Here is a 14,761-nt window from a genome sequence, read left to right on the forward strand (position 1 = left end):
GGGTGTGCGGACCGGTGCCGTTTCCGGCGGCGGGTCACCGCCCGCGCGGCAGGCCCAGCTCGGCGAGTCTGGCCGGCAGCGGGCCGCCCGGACCGCCCGGTCCCCCGGGGCCGTGGGTGCCCGGGCGGCGCTGGCCGGGCAGCGGGGCGCCGCCCGGGGGCGGGGCCGCCCGGCGGGCCATCGGGCCCGGCTGGGTCTGGTGGACGGGACCGCTGCCGGTGCCGTGCACCGGGGCGTCACCGGTCGGCGGAGTACCGAGCGGCGCGAGGTCGATCTGCACCCCGCAGTCGGCCAGCGCGTCCAGCTCCCGCGCGGTGGCGTCGTCGGCGGTCGCCTGCTCGTCGGTGACCAGCCGGGTGATGGTCTCGGTCGGGACGGTCTGGAACATGGTGTCCGCGCCGAGCTTGGTGTGGTCGGCGAGGACGATCACCTCGGCGGCCGACTGCACCAACGCCCGGTCCACGCTCGCGGAGAGCATGTTCGTGGTCGAAAGGCCTCGCTCGGCGGTCAGCCCGCTGCCCGAGATGAACGCCTTGGACACCCGCAACCCGTGCAGCGACTGTTCGGCGCCGCTGCCGACCAGGGCGTAGTTGGAGCCGCGCAGCGTACCGCCGGTCATCACCACCTCCACCCGGTTGGCGTGCGCCAGCGCCTGGGCGACCAGCAGCGAGTTGGTGACCACCGTCAGCCCGGGCACCCGGGCCAGCCGGCGGGCCAGCTCCTGGGTGGTGGTACCGGCGCCGACGACAACGGCGTCACCTTCCTCCACCAGGCCCGCTGCGAGATCGGCGATGGCGCTCTTCTCTGCGGCGGAGAGGTGGGTCTTCTGCGGGTAACCGGGTTCGCGGCTGAAGCCGCCGGGGAGCACCGCGCCGCCGTGCCGGCGGTCGAGGAGCCCTTCTGCCTCCAGTGCCCGTACGTCGCGGCGCACGGTCACTTCGGAGGTCTGGACGACGCGGGCCAGTTCCCGGAGCGAGACCGCTCCGTTGGCGCGCACCATTTCGAGGATCAACTGGCGACGTTCTGCTGCAAACACAGAACCGACGGTAACGTGCGTGACCGTCTGCTTTCAGGCGTTTGCTGCTAGTAGCGGGAATTGCTCACGCAAGAGCGGCGCGTGACCGTACAATACGCGCCGTCAGCAACCCGGAACTGCGCCCGCCGTCCGGGTGACGCCCCGGCCTGCGCAAAGGGCGGCCGCCGAACGGCGACCGCCCTCAACTGGGCCCCGGATGCTCAGGATTCGCCCGCGTCCCGCTTGCGGATGTGGAGCTGGCGGGCGGCCTCGGCGGTGGAGCCGGAGACCGACGGGTAGACGGTGAAGGCGCTGGCCACCTGTTCGACGGTCAGATTGGCGTCCACCGCGAGCGAGATCGGGTGGATCAGCTCGCTCGCCCGCGGGGCGACGACCACACCGCCGACCACGATCCCGGTGCCCGGGCGGCAGAACAGCTTCACGAAGCCGTCCCGGATGCCCTGCATCTTGGCCCGCGGGTTGCCGCGCAGCGGCAGCTTGACCTCGACCGCGTCCATCTTGCCGCACTCCACGTCGGCGGCGGTGTAGCCGACGGTGGCGATCTCCGGGTCGGTGAAGACGTTGGAGGCCACGGTCTTCAGGTTGAGCGGCTGCACCGCGTCGCCGAGCGCGTGGTACATCGCGATCCGGCCCTGCATGGCCGCCACCGAGGCGAGCATGAAGACGCCGGTGCAGTCCCCGGCCGCGTACACGCCCGGGGCGGAGGTGCGGGACACCCGGTCGACCTGGATCTGGCCCCAGTCGTTGAGCTTGACCCCGGCCTCCTCCAGGCCCATCTCCGCCGTGTTGGGGATCGAGCCGACGGCCATCAGGCAGTGCGTGCCCTCGATCACCGTGCCGTCGGAGAGGGTCACCTCCACCTTGTCGCCGATCCGCTTGGCGCTCTCGGCCCGCGAGCGGCTCATCACGTTCATGCCGCGACGGCGGAAGACCTCCTCCAGCACCTCGGCGGCGTCCGGGTCCTCGCCCGGCAGCACCCGGTCGCGCGAGGAGACCAGGGTGACGTTGGAACCGATCGCCTGGTACGCACCGGCGAACTCGGCGCCGGTGACGCCGGAACCGACCACGATCAGCTCGCGCGGCAGCTCCTCCAGGTCGTACACCTGGGTCCAGGTCAGGATCCGCTCGCCGTCCGGCTGGGCGTCCGGCAGCTCGCGCGGGTGCGCGCCGGTGGCGATCAGCACCGCGTCGGCGCGCAGCGACTGGACGCTGCCGTCGGGCGCGTCCACCAGCACCTCGCGGGAGCCGTCCACGGCCTGGCCCCCGGTGCCGAGCCGGCCGCGGCCGCGCAGCACGGAGACGCCGGCCCGCGTGACGGACTGGGTGATGTCGTGGGACTGCGCGATCGCCAGGCGTTTCACCCGGCGGTTGACCTTGCCCAGGTCCACGCCGACCACCCGGGCCGGGCTGTCGATGTGCGGAGTGTCGTCCGCGACGATGATGCCGAGTTCCTCGTACGAGCTGTCGAAGGTGGTCATCACCTCCGCGGTCGCGATCAACGTCTTCGACGGCACGCAGTCCGTGAGCACCGCCGATCCGCCCAGGCCGTCGCGGTCGACGACGGTCACCTCCGCGCCGAGCTGGGCCGCCACCAGGGCCGCCTCGTATCCGCCGGGTCCGCCACCGATGATCACGATCCGAGTCACGTCCACCATTGTCCCGCACGCCGGGAGCGCTGCCACGCCGGGGTCGGGGCTTCTGCCCGATCGCCCGAGGAACGTAGTCTTCCCCCCATGCCCCTTTACGCCGCGTATGCCACCAACCTCGATGCCCGGCAGATGACCCGCCGCGCCCCGCACTCACCGCTGCGCACCACGGGGTGGCTGTCCGGCTGGCGGCTCACCTTCGGCGGCGAGCAGCTCGGCTGGGAAGGTTCGCTGGCCACGGTGGTGGAGGACGAGAAGGACCAGGTCTTCGTCTCGCTCTACGACGTCGCGCCGATGGACGAGGAGGGGCTCGACCGCTGGGAGGGCGTCCAGCTCGGCATCTACCGCAAGATCAAGCTGCGCGCGCAGACCCTGGACGGCGACGTGCCGGTCTGGACGTACGTGCTCAACGACTACGAGGGCGGCCTGCCCGCCGCCCGGTACCTGGGGCTGATCGCGGACGCGGCGGAGAGCGCCGGCGCCCCCGACGACTACGTCCTGGACCTGCGCCGCCGCCCCTGCTGACCGCTTCCGGGGGCGCGGCCCGGGCACCCCGCCCGCCGGCCGCCTCCCCCCGCCCCCCCGGGGTGGCGGTCCCCCGCCGCCCGCACTACTCCTCCGGACCGCCCCCCGCCCCCTTCGCGGGGCCCGCCCCACCGGACCGCCCCCCGCCCCCTTCGCGGGGCCCGCCCCACCGGCCCGCCGACCGGGCCCGCGGCCCGCTCCGCCCCGCGGCCCGCCCGCCCGTGACGCCCGCCGGGCCCGCGGCTCGCCACCGGGTTCGTGCCTTGCTCCGGGTCGCACCCCCCGCCAGGTGTCCCGGAGCTGTACGTTCACGCCATCCGGGTAACGATCCGGCACGTCGTACCAGGATTTTCTACGCGCGTAGCCGTTTCCCGTCTATCCTCGGTCGTGTGAACGCATCTCCTCAGTCGGTCGTCTCCGCCGACCCCTACGCCGCCGCTCAGGCCGCCGCCGAGCGCCTCCGCGAGCTGACCGGTGCCGAGCGCCACGACGTCGCCCTGGTGATGGGCTCCGGCTGGGTGCCGGCCGCCGAAGCCCTCGGCGAGACGGTCGCGGAGTTCCCGGTCACCGACCTGCCGGGCTTCCCCGCCCCCGCCGTGGCCGGCCACGCCGGCACGATCCGTTCGGTGAAGATCGGCGAGAAGCGCGCGCTGATCTTCCTCGGCCGCAACCACTACTACGAGGGCCACGGCGTCGCGACCGTCGTCCACGGCGTGCGCACCGCCGCCGCGGCCGGCTGCGGGATCATCGTGCTGACCAACGGCTGCGGCGGCCTGCGGCACGGCTGGGTCCCCGGCCAGCCGGTCCTGATCAGCGACCACATCAACCTGACCGCGGACTCCCCGATCGTCGGCGCCAACTTCGTCGACCTCACCGACCTCTACGCCAAGCGGCTGCGCGACCTGTGCCGCGAGGTCGACCCGACGCTCGACGAGGCCGTCTACGTCCAGTTCCGCGGCCCGCACTACGAGACCCCGGCCGAGGTGAACATGGCCCGGGTGATCGGCGGCGAGCTGGTCGGCATGTCGACCACCCTGGAGGCCATCGCCGCCCGCGAGGCCGGCGCCGAGGTGCTCGGCATCTCCCTGGTCACCAACCTGGCGGCCGGCATGACCGGCGAGCCGCTCAACCACGCCGAGGTGCTGGAGGCCGGCAAGGCCTCCGCCGAGCGGATGGGCGCGCTGCTGGCGAAGGTCCTCGACCGGATCTGAGCCGCTCCGGCCCGTACCGGACGCCCGCCCCACACCGGGCGTCCGGCGTACGCCGCCCGGGCGACGGGGTCCGCGAGCGACCGTGATCCGTTGATCGACCGATCCGCTGATCACGTCCGCCCGCGGGCCCCGTCCGCATGCGCCCCTCCCCCCGCACATCCGGCAGAACCCCAGGCACGTCACGCGGAACCCTCCGGCCACCCGGCCTCGCTCGCCCCTCCGGCCGTACCACCGACGCACTTCCCGATGGAGCTGCAGCCATGACGCAGGCAACCACCACCGACCTCCTCGCCCGGGCCCGGACCTGGCTGGCCGAGGACCCGGACCCGCAGACCCGCGAGGAGCTGTCCGCGCTGCTCGCCGACGCCGAGGACCCGGAGGCCGAGTCCCGGGCGAAGCTCGCCTGGTCCGATCTCGCCGACCGCTTCGCCGGCCGCCTCCAGTTCGGCACCGCCGGGCTGCGCGGCGAACTCGGCGCCGGCCCGATGCGGATGAACCGCGCCGTGGTCATCCGGGCCGCCGCCGGCCTGGTCGCCTACGTCAAGCAGCAGGGCCTCGGCGACCTCGTCGTCATCGGCTACGACGCCCGTCACAAGTCGTACGACTTCGCCCGCGACACCGCCGCCGTGGTGGTCGGAGCCGGCCTTCGCGCCGCGCTCTTCCCGCGCCCGCTGCCCACCCCGGTGCTCGCCTACGCCGTCCGCCACCTCGGCGCCGCCGCCGGCGTGACCGTCACCGCCAGCCACAACCCGCCGCAGGACAACGGCTACAAGGTCTACCTCGGCGACGGCTCGCAGATCGTCCCGCCCGCCGACGCCGGCATCGCCGCCGAGATCGACGCCATCGGCTCGCTCACCGACGTCCCGCTCGCCGGGAGCGGCTGGGAGACCGTCGACGAGTCCGTCGTCGAGGCCTACCTCGACCGGGCCGCCTCCATCGTCGACCCGCACGGCGCGCGCGACCTCGACGTCGTCTACACCCCGATGCACGGTGTCGGCCGCGACACCTTCGTCGCCGCCCTGCGCCGGGCCGGCTTCCCCGCGCCCACCGTGGTCGCCGAGCAGGCCGAGCCCGACCCCGACTTCCCGACCGTCGCGTTCCCCAACCCGGAGGAGCCGGGGGCGATGGACCTCGCCTTCCGCACCGCCTCCTCGGTCGGCCCCGACCTCGTCATCGCCAACGACCCGGACGCCGACCGCTGCGCGGTGGCCGTCCCGGCCAACGGCGGCGCCGGCAGCGGCACCAACGGCTGGCGGATGCTCCGCGGCGACGAGGTCGGCGCGCTGCTCGGTGCCGCACTGGTCGCCAAGCAGGCCGCCGGCACCTTCGCCACCACCATCGTCTCCTCCTCGCTGCTCGGCCGGATCGCCGAGGCCGCCGGGCTCGGTTACGCCGAGACCCTCACCGGCTTCAAGTGGATCTCCCGTGCCGAGGGCCTGCGCTACGGCTACGAGGAGGCGCTCGGCTACTGCGTCGACCCCGAGGGCGTCCGCGACAAGGACGGCATCACCGCCGCCCTGCTGGTCGCCGAACTGGCCGCCACCCTCAAGCGGTCCGGCCGCACCCTCACCGACCTGCTGGACGACCTGGCGCTGGAGCACGGCCTGCACGCCACCGACCAGCTCTCCGTCCGGGTCCAGGACCTCGCGCTGATCGCCGACGCCATGCGCCGCCTGCGCGAGCAGCCGCCCGCCGAGCTGGCCGGGCTGACCGTCACCCGCGCCGACGACCTCACCGAGGGCTCCGCCGACCTGCCGGCCACCGACGGCCTGCGCTACTACCTGGCCGGGGACGCCGTCCGCTCCGCCCGCATCGTGGTCCGGCCCTCCGGCACCGAACCCAAGCTCAAGTGCTACCTGGAGGTCGTCCTCCCGGTCGCCACCGCCGCGGACCTCGCCCCGGCCCGGGAGCGGGCCGCCGCCCTCCTCGCCGCCGTCAAGCGCGACCTGGCCGCCGCCGCCGGCATCGACGCCTGACCGACCGCACGCACGACCGAGCGCCCCCGGTACGGGCCGGGAGGCGCTCGTCGCGTCCACGCGCCGCGCCGGGCCGGGACGGCGCCGTCCCGGCGGTACGACGAAGGGCCCGCCGGATCGGCGGGCCCTCTCGGTCGGGGGGCGCGGTCAGACCGCGATGATGGTGATCAGGGCCACCAGCCCGGCCAGGGTCGGGGCGATGATCCACCAGCACCAGCGGACCTGCACCGGGCCGGCCGCGTCCGGACGGGAGGCGTTGCGCTCGGCCGTCTCCTGGAGGACGCCGACCACCTGGTCGGACCAGGCCCGGTTCGGGTCCGTCGAGCCCTGCACCGCCGCCCCGGACGACGCCTGGCCGAAGACCATCCCGAGCCGGGACGCGTGCTGCCGCCCGCCGTGCTCGCGCGCCCGGGCGGCCCGCTTGCGCTGCCGCAGCGACACCGGCACCGCCCACACCTGGAACTTCCGGCCGTCGGCGAGCAGCTCCACCGAGTACCCGGCCCGCAGCGCGTCCACGGCGGCCCACGGCGCGATGATCGTGCGCAGCGGGTTGCGCACCACCAGCCGCCGCTCGTTGGCCAGCACCGCCGGCCGCAGGGTGTACGCGATCACCGGGAGCACGAACACCGGCACGGCGGCCAGGGACACCCACGGCGTCTTGCCGCTCCCGTTGATCGCCGCGTCCCCGATGAGCCACGCCGCCACGGCCAACAACAGCACCCCGGAGATCACGCCGGGAACGGAGCGGTACACGCGGTCGGCGTACACGGGCTCCCCATCGGAGCCGGCCGAGCCCTGGTGGGGCTTGCCGTCGGATTCGGTCATGCCGACGATTCTGCCCCATGCCCCCCGCCGCCCACAGGGTCCGCGATCACGGTTCGGCCCCGGTCACTCCTCCCGGCGTCGGGTGGCCCCGCCGCAATCCGCCCCCGCGTCGGGCCGGGTGGGCGGTCAGATCTCGGTCCGGCATCGATAGGTCTCCGGTCTAGCGGTTGGCTACGCGCGTAGATATGCTGGTGTGGTGACTATGTCCACTCTTGCAGCCAATGCCCCCGGCGTTGCGGGCAGCGGTCTCCAGGACGTCGCGACGTCCGAGGCCTCGCTCCGTCGCTTCCTGCACGGCCTGCCCGGTGTCGACCAGGTCGGCCTGGAGGCGCGTGCCGCCACTCTCGGTACCCGCTCGATCAAGACCACGGCGAAGGCGTACGCCATCGACCTGGCCATGTCGATGATCGACCTGACCACGCTGGAGGGCGCGGACACGGTCGGCAAGGTGCGCGCGCTGTGCACCAAGGGCAGGAACCCCGACCCCACCGACCCCACCGCTCCCCGTGTCGCCGCCATCTGTGTCTATCCGGACATGGTCGCCACCGCGAAGGCCGCGCTGCAGGGCACCGACATCCAGGTCGCCTCCGTCGCGACCGCCTTCCCCGCCGGACGCGCCGCGCTCCCGGTCAAGCTCGCCGACACCGCCGACGCGGTGGCGGCCGGCGCCGACGAGATCGACATGGTGATCGACCGGGGCGCCTTCCTCTCGGGCCGGTACCTGGACGTCTTCAACGAGATCGTCGCCGTCAAGCAGGCGTGCGGGCGCGCCGACGGCAGCTCCGCCCACCTCAAGGTCATCTTCGAGACCGGCGAGCTGCAGACGTACGACAACGTGCGCCGCGTCTCGTGGCTGGCGATGCTGGCCGGTGCCGACTTCATCAAGACCTCGACCGGCAAGGTCGCCGTCAACGCGACCCCGCCGGTCACCCTGCTGATGCTGGAGGCGGTCCGCGACTTCCGCGCGCAGACCGGCGTCCAGGTCGGCGTGAAGCCCGCCGGCGGGATCAAGACCACCAAGGACGCGATGAAGTACCTGGTGATGGTCAACGAGACCCTCGGCGACGACTGGCTGACCCCGCACTGGTTCCGCTTCGGCGCCTCCAGCCTGCTCAACGACCTGCTGATGCAGCGGCAGAAGCTGACCACCGGACGGTACTCCGGTCCCGACTACGTGACGGTGGACTGAGAATCATGGCCAAGAACACCAAGAAGACCGCGGGGCCCGCGACCGGGCAGGCCGGACAGGCGGCGCAGGCCGTCAAGCCGGCCGGCCTGTTCGGCTACGCCCCCGCCCCCGAGTCGCCCGCCGCGGCCGGCGACATCGCCACCTCGTACGGCCACTTCATCGGCGGCGAGTTCGTCGACTCCTCCGGCAGCGAGGCCCTGAAGACGGTCAACCCGGCCACCGAGCAGGTGCTCGCCGAGTTCGCGCGGGGCACCGCGGAGGACGTGGACCGCGCGGTCGCCGCCGCCCGCAGGGCCTTCACCGACTGGTCGGCGCTGCCGGGCAGCGAGCGCGCGAAGTACCTGTTCCGGATCGCCCGGATCATCCAGGAGCGCGGCCGCGAGCTGGCGGTGCTGGAGTCGATCGACAACGGCAAGCCGATCCGCGAGACCCGCGACTTCGACATCCCGACCGTCGCCGCCTGGTTCTTCTACTACGCGGGCTGGGCGGACAAGCTGGACTACGCCGGTTACGGCGCGAACCCGAAGCCGCTGGGCGTGGCCGGCCAGGTCATCCCGTGGAACTTCCCGCTGATGATGCTGGCGTGGAAGATCGCCCCGGCGCTGGCCACCGGCAACACGGTCGTCCTCAAGCCGGCCGAGACCACCCCGCTGACCGCGCTGCGCTTCGCCGAGATCTGCCGCCAGGCCGGTCTGCCGAAGGGCGTCGTCAACATCGTCACGGGTGACGGCACCACCGGCGCCGCGCTCACCGCGCACCCGGACGTCAACAAGGTCGCCTTCACCGGCTCCACCCCGGTCGGCCGGGCGATCGCCAAGCAGCTGGCCGGCAGCCGCAAGAAGCTGTCGCTGGAGCTGGGCGGCAAGGCCGCCAACATCGTCTTCGACGACGCGCCGATCGACCAGGCGGTCGAGGGCATCGTCAACGGCATCTTCTTCAACCAGGGGCACGTCTGCTGCGCGGGCTCGCGCCTGCTGGTCCAGGAGTCGATCCAGGACGAGCTGCTGGACGCGCTGAAGCGCCGGATGTCCACCCTGCGGGTCGGCGACCCGCTGGACAAGAACACCGACATCGGTGCCATCAACTCGGCCGCCCAGCTGGCGCGGATCACCGAGCTGACGGACGCCGGCGAGGCCGAGGGCGCGGACCGCTGGTCGCCGGAGTGCGAGCTGCCGGGCACCGGCTTCTGGTTCAAGCCGACCATCTTCACCGGCGTCAGCCAGGCCCACCGGATCGCCCAGGAGGAGATCTTCGGCCCGGTGCTGTCCGTGCTGACCTTCCGCACCCCCGCCGAGGCGGTCGAGAAGGCCAACAACACGCCGTTCGGCCTCTCCGCCGGCATCTGGACGGAGAAGGGCTCGCGGATCCTCTGGACCGCCGACCGGCTGAAGGCCGGCGTGGTCTGGGCCAACACCTTCAACAAGTTCGACCCGACCTCGCCGTTCGGCGGTTACAAGGAGTCGGGCTACGGCCGCGAGGGTGGCCGGCACGGTCTGGAGGCCTACCTCGATGTCTGAGACCACCATCGCGCGTCTTGACGTCCTCAAGACCTACAAGCTGTACGTCGGCGGGAAGTTCCCGCGCTCCGAGAGCGGGCGGGTGTACGAGGTGACCGACTCCAAGGGCGAGTGGCTCGCCAACGCCCCGCTCGGCACCCGCAAGGACGCCCGCGACGCCGTCCTGGCCGCCCGTGCGGCGGTCAAGGGCTGGGCCGGCACCACCGCGTACAACCGCGGCCAGGTGCTCTACCGGGTCGCCGAGATGCTGCAGGGCCGGCGCGAGCAGTTCGCGGCCGAGGTGGCGCTCTCCGAGGGCATCGGCCCGAAGAAGGCCGCCGCCCTGGTGGACGCGGCGATCGACCGGTGGGTCTGGTACGCGGGCTGGACCGACAAGGTCGCCCAGATCGCGGGCAGCGCCAACCCGGTCGCCGGGCCGTACTTCAACCTCTCCACCCCGGAGCCGACCGGCGTGGTCGGGATCGTCGCCCCGCAGGCCGGCTACGGGCACTCGCTGCTCGGCCTGGTCTCGGTGGTCGCCCCCGCCATCGCCACCGGCAACACCGTGGTGGTGGCGGTCGCGGCCGACGCCCCGCTGCCGGCCCTGTCGCTGGGCGAGGTGCTGGCCACCTCGGACGTGCCCGGCGGCGTGGTCAACCTGATCTCCGGCAGGACCTCGGACATCGCCCCGACCCTGGCCTCCCACCAGGACGTCAACGCGGTGGACCTCACCGGCGCGATCGCCGACGACGGTCCCGGCGCGGCGGCCTCGCTGGAGGCACTTGCCGCGGATACCCTGAAGAGGGTGATCCGCCCGGAGCTGGACCCGTTCGCCCAGGACTGGACCAATGCGCCCGGTACGGACCGGCTACTCTCGTTCCTGGAGACCAAGACGGTCTGGCACCCGATGGGGATCTGACCTCCCGGTCGGCCCTACGGTTACGTTGAGTAGCCACGAGTAACAACTCCACAGACTGGCCGTCCCCAGTGCCCTCACCCCCCCAGGGCCCGGACGGTCACAGGACGGACCCGCGCCTCTCCCCCCCTGGCGCGGGTCCGTCGGTTTTCCGGGCCGGGCGCGGCCCTTCCCGGCCCTCGCCCTCCCGGCTCGCCCCCCTTCCCGGCCCACCCCTCCGTCCGCGCGACTTTCGTCGCGGGACGTCGAGCCGTTCGGTGGTCCCCGCCCGGTCGCACCCCGGGCCAGAATCGCCCGTACCGGAAACGATCAAGGGGGACGCTGCCGTGGGTGAATTCGTGGCGGAGATGATGGCGCTGTTCGCGGACGGGTTCCTCCGCAAGCTGTTCGTGGCCCGTGCCCGCCGCCGCCTCGCCGCCGGCCGCACCGCGAAGGTCCCCTGCTCGGCCCGCTCCGAACGTCCCGGCTGGCAGCCCGTCTACGTCAACGGCAAGCTCCGCATCACCCCCGGGGCCGCCGTCGTGACCTTCGGCCCGTCCGAGGGCGGTCGCACCGAACTGGCCGCCGGGGGCACCTTCCACGACCCCGAGCCCGGCACCTGGCACGACCAGGACTGGGCCGCCACCGCCTACCGCCCGCCCGGCGACGGCCACCCCGTCTACCTCCAGGTCGACAGCCGCTACCTGCCGCTGGTGCACGCCGCACTCACCGCGCCGGAGGTCCTCAAGACCGTCTGACCCGACGGATGCGGACAGTTCGGTCCGACCGGTTTCGGCATCCGCCCCGGATGCGTCAGACTGGTGTCCCGTGAGTGACTCCCCGCTGAACCCTGTGCCGATAGCCCGCGCCCGGGTGGTCCTGCTCTCCGGGCCCTCCGGTTCGGGGAAGTCCTCGCTCGCCGAGCGCAGCGCCCTGCCGGTGCTCCAGCTCGACGACTTCTACAAGGACGGCGACGACCCCACCCTCCCGCTGCTGCCCGACGGCGCGGTCGACTGGGACTCCCCGCTCTCCTGGCACCGCGAGCAGGCCGTCGCGGCCATCCGCGACCTGTACGGGACCGGCCGGGCCGAGGTGCCGGTGTACTCGATCCCGGACAACGGACGGATCGCCACCCGGGTACTGGACCTCGACGGGGCCGGTGCGTTCGTCGCCGAGGGCATCTTCGCCGCCGAGATCGTCGGCGAATGCGCCGCCGAGGGCCTGCTGGGTGACGCCCTCTGCCTGCGCAACGGTCCGCTCACCACCGCCTGGCGGCGGCTGCGCCGGGACGTGCGCGAGGGCCGGAAGTCGCTTCCGGTACTGGTGCGGCGCGGCTGGCGGCTGATGCGCGCCGAGCGCACCATCATCGGCCGGCAGGTCGCGCTGGGCGCGCACCCCTGCGCCGGGCCGGAGGCCGAGCGCCGGATCCGCGTGGCGGCCTCCCAGGAGCTCTCCGCCGTCTGACGTCCGGACAGGGGCCGGGCCGGACCCGCTGCGGCCGCCCACGGCGGCCCGGAGCCCCGGACGGCCGGCCTCACGGCTTCGCGGCACGACCGGCCTTCGCGGCACGCCCGGCTCCACGTCACGGTCGGCTCCACGTCACGGCCGGCCACCGCGCGGTCTGCCTCACGGCGCAGCCCGAGAACGGGAAAACGGAAACGGCGGGCCCGGTGCGTCTCCCCCGCACCGGGCCCGCCGCCTTCCCCGGACGGTCCCGGCCTCCCCCGGCGGCGCCGCTCCCCCGAGCCGGCGCCTCCGTGCCGTGTCCGTCCTGCTACCCGTCCCCCGACGGGAGTCATTCCCGGGGCCGCCCTCGGCGGCCCCTGCGACCGCCCTGGAGCGGCCCCCTGCGGCCCTTACGCGACCAGCTCGCCGAAGGCCCGGCCGGTGTCGCCCGAGGTGTTCAGCTGCTCGTCGTCGCGCAGCCGGCGCAGCGCGCGCCAGATGCTGCTCTTGACCGTGCCGACGCTGATGCCGAGCACGTCGGCGATCTCCGGGTCGGTCTTGCCCTCGTAGTAGCGGAGCACCAGCATGGTCCGCTGGTTCTCCGGCAGCTTGGCCAGCGCCTGCCAGAGCACGGCACGCAGCTCGGTGCCGCCCATCGCGTCGGTGTCGCCGACCGTCTCCGGCAGCTCCTCGGTCGGGTACTCGCTGACCTTGCGGCGCCGCCAGGCGGAGATGTGCAGGTTGGTCATGGTGCGGCGGAGGTAGCCCCCGACCGCCGCCTTGTCGGTGATCCGGCCCCAGGCCCGGTAGGTGCTGAAGAGCGCGCTCTGCAGCAGGTCCTCGGCCTCGTAGCGGTCACCTGTGAGGTGGTACGCGGTGGCGTACAGAGAGGCGCGACGCTCGCGCACGTACGCGGTGAACTCCGTGATGTGGTCCTCCGCGACGGCCGGGCGCTCCTCCCGCGCGCCGCCCTGTGCCACTTCGGTGGTGCGCGCCGCCGCGGGGTTCAGCCGCAGCAGCGTCGCACCGGCGGCCTCGCGGCCGGCCGACTCCCCCGAGTCGGCCTTCCGCAGGCCGGTCCCCCCGATGCCCCGGTTCCCCCCCGGGGCGTCCGTGCCCTCGACGCGGACGGGGAGGATCCCCCGCAGCGTGAGGGTGTTGCCGGAGTCGGCCGCGTTCCCCCGACGGCCGATCCCGTACATCTCCCCCGTCCTGCCGCCGCCGCTCACCCGGCGTGCGGCAGTACTTCCACCGGTGCTGTGTGCGCACCCCCGTACGATCACGGCACCGGAGGTCTCGTCGGTCCTGACCTCGAACCGGGTCCTGTGGGTGTTCGCTGACGAACGCGCGGTGCCGACAGCCGGGTTGGTCCGGGTCTGAAGCATGGCGTTCATCGTGCGCCCCCTTGTTCGGTACGAGCGGTTCCGTTGCCGCCTTCCAGCCGGCCAGTTGGCCCGCTGTCCTGCGGCGACATCGAAAATCTTGCCCGCCGGTTGTGATGACGCTGTCCGTCGACTGTCACAGGGCTGTCACAGGGCCGGGCCTTTTGTCGTGCTCGGCCTCCCGCCGTTGACGGACGCCGGTGGCTCGGGTTCCGGTTCCCGGTCGGGCGGTGGGGGACGGGGGCGGGTGACGGCAGGGGCGAGTGGGGGGTGATTCGCCGCTCCGGGTGAGCCAGAATGAGCCCGTGCCTTTCCTCCTTCTGATCGAGGACGACGACGCCATCCGGACCGGCCTCGAACTCGCCCTCACCCGCCAGGGCCACCGCGTGGCCACCGCCGCGTCCGGCGAGGACGGTCTGAGGCTCTTCAAGGAGCAGCGGCCGGACCTCATCGTGCTGGACGTGATGCTGCCCGGAATCGACGGCTTCGAGGTCTGCCGCCGGATCCGCCGGACCGACCAGCTGCCGATCATCCTGCTCACCGCCCGTTCCGACGACATCGATGTGGTGGTCGGCCTGGAATCGGGCGCGGACGACTACGTGGTCAAGCCGGTGCAGCCACGGGTGCTGGACGCCCGGATCCGGGCCGTGCTCCGGCGCGGCGAGCGGGAGAGCTCGGACTCCTCCGTCTACGGCACGGTGGTGATCGACCGGGCGGCGATGACGGTCACCAAGGACGGCGCGGACCTCCAGCTCACCCCGACCGAGCTGCGGCTGCTGCTGGAGCTCAGCCGGCGACCCGGGCAGGCGCTCTCCCGGCAGCAGTTGCTGCGTCTCGTCTGGGAGCACGACTACCTGGGCGACTCCCGGCTGGTGGACGCCTGCGTCCAGCGGCTGCGGGCCAAGGTGGAGGACGTGCCCTCGGCGCCGACGCTGATCCGCACGGTGCGCGGGGTCGGCTACCGGCTGGACCCACCGGCGTGACCGCCACCCCGACCAGCGCACCGATCGCCACTCCGACCGCCGCCCCCATCGGCGCCACCGCGGGTGCCTTCACCGGCACCCGCCCCGCCGGGCACTCCACCGGACACCCCACCGGCCCGGCGATATCCCGACCCCCGCACTGAACTTCCGC

Annotated in this window: 14 protein-coding genes; 10 read left to right on the forward strand and 4 right to left on the reverse strand. The window is 73.3% G+C overall.

All coding sequences use genetic code 11. From position 1 onward, the window contains the following. Nucleotides 1-34: 34 nt before the first annotated feature. Both ACFWIC_RS06610 and ACFWIC_RS06615 read right to left on the reverse strand, forming a co-directional pair. A complete protein-coding gene (locus ACFWIC_RS06610; protein ID WP_329882789.1) occupies nucleotides 35-1,000 on the reverse strand; it encodes a DeoR/GlpR family DNA-binding transcription regulator in 966 nt (321 codons plus the stop codon). A 236-nt stretch (nucleotides 1,001-1,236) separates the two neighbouring features. Beyond that, nucleotides 1,237-2,691: an NAD(P)H-quinone dehydrogenase gene (locus tag ACFWIC_RS06615; protein WP_329882713.1), complete on the reverse strand. Its 1,455-nt coding sequence runs from the start codon at nucleotides 2,689-2,691 to the stop codon at nucleotides 1,237-1,239. Nucleotides 2,692-2,769: 78 nt separating this feature from the next. Between ACFWIC_RS06615 and ACFWIC_RS06620 the strand changes: the two genes are divergently transcribed. From ACFWIC_RS06620 to ACFWIC_RS06630, 3 genes are all read left to right on the forward strand, one after another. Further along, complete coding sequence (locus ACFWIC_RS06620) at nucleotides 2,770-3,207, forward strand: gamma-glutamylcyclotransferase (RefSeq protein WP_329882712.1); 438 nt, start codon at nucleotides 2,770-2,772, stop codon at nucleotides 3,205-3,207. Nucleotides 3,208-3,596: 389 nt separating this feature from the next. Further along, on the forward strand, nucleotides 3,597-4,418 hold the full coding sequence (locus ACFWIC_RS06625; protein WP_329882711.1) for a purine-nucleoside phosphorylase: 822 nt from the start codon (nucleotides 3,597-3,599) through the stop codon (nucleotides 4,416-4,418). Between the two features lie 260 nt (nucleotides 4,419-4,678). Then, nucleotides 4,679-6,394 carry a phospho-sugar mutase gene (locus ACFWIC_RS06630; protein ID WP_329950711.1) on the forward strand — a complete coding sequence of 572 codons (1,716 nt, stop codon included), beginning with the start codon at nucleotides 4,679-4,681 and terminating at the stop codon, nucleotides 6,392-6,394. 147 nt (nucleotides 6,395-6,541) lie between these two features. Here ACFWIC_RS06630 and ACFWIC_RS06635 read toward each other — a convergent pair whose 3' ends face one another. Beyond that, nucleotides 6,542-7,219: a PH domain-containing protein gene (locus tag ACFWIC_RS06635; protein ID WP_329882709.1), complete on the reverse strand. Its 678-nt coding sequence runs from the start codon at nucleotides 7,217-7,219 to the stop codon at nucleotides 6,542-6,544. A 202-nt stretch (nucleotides 7,220-7,421) separates the two neighbouring features. On the opposite strand from ACFWIC_RS06635, the gene deoC reads away from it, so the two are divergent. The 5 genes from deoC to ACFWIC_RS06660 all read left to right on the forward strand — a co-directional run bounded on the left by deoC (nucleotide 7,422) and on the right by ACFWIC_RS06660 (nucleotide 12,263). Continuing rightward, nucleotides 7,422-8,408 (forward strand): deoxyribose-phosphate aldolase, encoded by a 987-nt coding sequence (deoC, locus tag ACFWIC_RS06640; protein ID WP_329950710.1) that lies wholly within the window; start codon nucleotides 7,422-7,424, stop codon nucleotides 8,406-8,408. A gap of 5 nt (nucleotides 8,409-8,413) precedes the next feature. Then, on the forward strand, nucleotides 8,414-9,925 hold the full coding sequence (locus ACFWIC_RS06645) for an aldehyde dehydrogenase family protein (RefSeq protein WP_380516437.1): 1,512 nt from the start codon (nucleotides 8,414-8,416) through the stop codon (nucleotides 9,923-9,925). Then, nucleotides 9,918-10,823 (forward strand): aldehyde dehydrogenase family protein, encoded by a 906-nt coding sequence (locus ACFWIC_RS06650; RefSeq protein WP_329882706.1) that lies wholly within the window; start codon nucleotides 9,918-9,920, stop codon nucleotides 10,821-10,823. The genes ACFWIC_RS06645 and ACFWIC_RS06650 overlap by 8 nt, the downstream gene beginning before the upstream one ends. Nucleotides 10,824-11,146: 323 nt before the next feature. Beyond that, a complete protein-coding gene (locus tag ACFWIC_RS06655) occupies nucleotides 11,147-11,557 on the forward strand; it encodes a hypothetical protein (RefSeq protein ID WP_329950709.1) in 411 nt (136 codons plus the stop codon). Nucleotides 11,558-11,627: 70 nt separating this feature from the next. Beyond that, nucleotides 11,628-12,263, forward strand: coding sequence for an ATP-binding protein (locus ACFWIC_RS06660; RefSeq protein ID WP_329882704.1), 636 nt, complete (start codon nucleotides 11,628-11,630; stop codon nucleotides 12,261-12,263). A 392-nt stretch (nucleotides 12,264-12,655) separates the two neighbouring features. On the opposite strand, the gene ACFWIC_RS06665 is transcribed toward ACFWIC_RS06660, so the two are convergent. Further along, nucleotides 12,656-13,447 carry a SigE family RNA polymerase sigma factor gene (locus ACFWIC_RS06665; RefSeq protein ID WP_329950708.1) on the reverse strand — a complete coding sequence of 264 codons (792 nt, stop codon included), beginning with the start codon at nucleotides 13,445-13,447 and terminating at the stop codon, nucleotides 12,656-12,658. A 485-nt stretch (nucleotides 13,448-13,932) separates the two neighbouring features. On the opposite strand from ACFWIC_RS06665, the gene ACFWIC_RS06670 reads away from it, so the two are divergent. Both ACFWIC_RS06670 and ACFWIC_RS06675 read left to right on the forward strand, forming a co-directional pair. Beyond that, entirely contained in the window at nucleotides 13,933-14,610 is a 678-nt protein-coding gene (locus ACFWIC_RS06670) for a response regulator transcription factor (RefSeq protein ID WP_327677620.1), read from the forward strand. Then, a complete protein-coding gene (locus tag ACFWIC_RS06675) occupies nucleotides 14,607-14,753 on the forward strand; it encodes a hypothetical protein (RefSeq protein WP_380516443.1) in 147 nt (48 codons plus the stop codon). The genes ACFWIC_RS06670 and ACFWIC_RS06675 overlap by 4 nt, the downstream gene beginning before the upstream one ends. Nucleotides 14,754-14,761: the final 8 nt, after the last annotated feature.

The sequence above is a fragment of the Kitasatospora sp. NPDC127035 genome (genome assembly GCF_042726075.1).
Lineage (GTDB): Bacteria > Actinomycetota > Actinomycetes > Streptomycetales > Streptomycetaceae > Kitasatospora.

Bases quoted from the DNA above. Each gene is read 5' to 3' on its own strand.
- ACFWIC_RS06610 (WP_329882789.1), bottom strand. From the start codon at position 1,000: ATGGTGCGCGCCAACGGAGCGGTCTCGCTCCGGGAACTGGCCCGCGTC.
- ACFWIC_RS06615 (WP_329882713.1), bottom strand. From the start codon at position 2,691: ATGGTGGACGTGACTCGGATCGTGATCATCGGTGGCGGACCCGGCGGA.
- ACFWIC_RS06620 (WP_329882712.1), top strand. From the start codon at position 2,770: ATGCCCCTTTACGCCGCGTATGCCACCAACCTCGATGCCCGGCAGATG.
- ACFWIC_RS06630 (WP_329950711.1), top strand. From the start codon at position 4,679: ATGACGCAGGCAACCACCACCGACCTCCTCGCCCGGGCCCGGACCTGG.
- ACFWIC_RS06635 (WP_329882709.1), bottom strand. From the start codon at position 7,219: ATGACCGAATCCGACGGCAAGCCCCACCAGGGCTCGGCCGGCTCCGAT.
- deoC (WP_329950710.1), top strand. From the start codon at position 7,422: ATGTCCACTCTTGCAGCCAATGCCCCCGGCGTTGCGGGCAGCGGTCTC.
- ACFWIC_RS06645 (WP_380516437.1), top strand. From the start codon at position 8,414: ATGGCCAAGAACACCAAGAAGACCGCGGGGCCCGCGACCGGGCAGGCC.
- ACFWIC_RS06650 (WP_329882706.1), top strand. From the start codon at position 9,918: ATGTCTGAGACCACCATCGCGCGTCTTGACGTCCTCAAGACCTACAAG.
- ACFWIC_RS06665 (WP_329950708.1), bottom strand. From the start codon at position 13,447: ATGTACGGGATCGGCCGTCGGGGGAACGCGGCCGACTCCGGCAACACC.